Genomic DNA, 1,157 nt, shown 5'->3' with positions numbered 1-1,157 from the left:
CCCGCGCCGGTGCGCAGCTCCCGCTCGACCTCGCGCACGCCGCGGTGCGGGTCGGCCAGCAGCCGGGCCGCGGCGGCCCGCAGGGCCCCCGGCCGGTACTCGCAGGTGGAGACGAGCCGGGCGGACGGCTCGGCCTCGCGCCGCAGCCGCTCGTGGCCCACGACCGCGCCCAGCAGTTGCAACGCGTCCGCCAGGGTGAGGCCGTCCAGGGCCGCCGTCGCCACGCCCTCGGGCGGGCGGCGTCCTGCCAGCAGGACCGCGCAGCCGGCTGACACGGGGAACAGCGGGTCCGGCCGGGCGCCGGCCACTACGTCGTCCAGGACGAGCAGCAGCCGTCTGCCGTCCGTCATCCGCCGCCACAGCGCGGCGCGTTCGGCCACCGGGCCGGGGACCGCGGGGGCCGGGACGCCGAGGGCCCGCAGCAGTTCCCCGAGCACGTCCTCCGGTGGCCTCGGGGCGCCGTCGGGCGCGGCGAGCCGCGCGTAGAGCCGGCCGTCGGGGAAGTGCGCGCGCAGGTCGTGCGCGGCGCGGAGGGCCAGGGCGGTCTTGCCGACCCCGGCGGGGCCGGTCAGGGCCAGCACCGCCGGACCGCCGGGGGTCGTCAGCCGCTCGGTGAGGGCGGCCAGTTCGGCGGCCCGGCCGACGAAGTCGGCGGGCGGCGCGGGAAGTTCCTCGGAGCGCGCGGCCGGGGGAACGGCGGGGGCCGGCGGTTCCTGGGCGAGGATGCCGTGGTGCAGCGCGCGCAGGCCGGGGCCGGGTTCCAGGCCGAGTTCGGTGTGCAGGAGGCGGCGCGCGTCCTGGTAGGCGGCCAGGGCGTCGGCCCGGCGGCCGAGACCGGCGAGCGCCCGGATCCGCAGCTCCCACAGCTTCTCCCACAACGGCCGTCCGGCGAGGGCCGTTTCGAGCATCGCCACGGCCTCCCCGTACCGGCCGAGGCCGATCTGCACGGCGGCCAGCTCCTCGGTGGCCGCCGACCGCAGCTGCTCCCAGCGCTCCCGCTCGGCGGTGAAGTACGGGGTGTCCGCGTCGCCGAAGGGGGTGCCGCGCCACAGTGCGAGGGCGTCCCGGAGGTGTCCGAGGGCGGTACCGGCGTCCGACCGGTCCCGGACCTCGCGCCCTCGCGCCAGGAGGTCCCGGAAGAGTTCGGTGTCGAGCGT

General features: G+C 79.0%; 1 protein-coding gene. It reads right to left on the bottom strand.

All coding sequences use genetic code 11. The features are described from left to right. On the bottom strand, window positions 1–1,157 hold a 1,157-nt coding region (locus tag JNW98_RS23090; RefSeq protein ID WP_223770189.1), incomplete at both ends, for an AfsR/SARP family transcriptional regulator.

Origin of the sequence: Streptomyces huiliensis, from assembly GCF_020037025.1 — a bacterium.
Lineage (GTDB): Bacteria > Actinomycetota > Actinomycetes > Streptomycetales > Streptomycetaceae > Streptomyces > Streptomyces huiliensis.
This window is presented reverse-complemented; position numbering and strand designations above follow the sequence as displayed.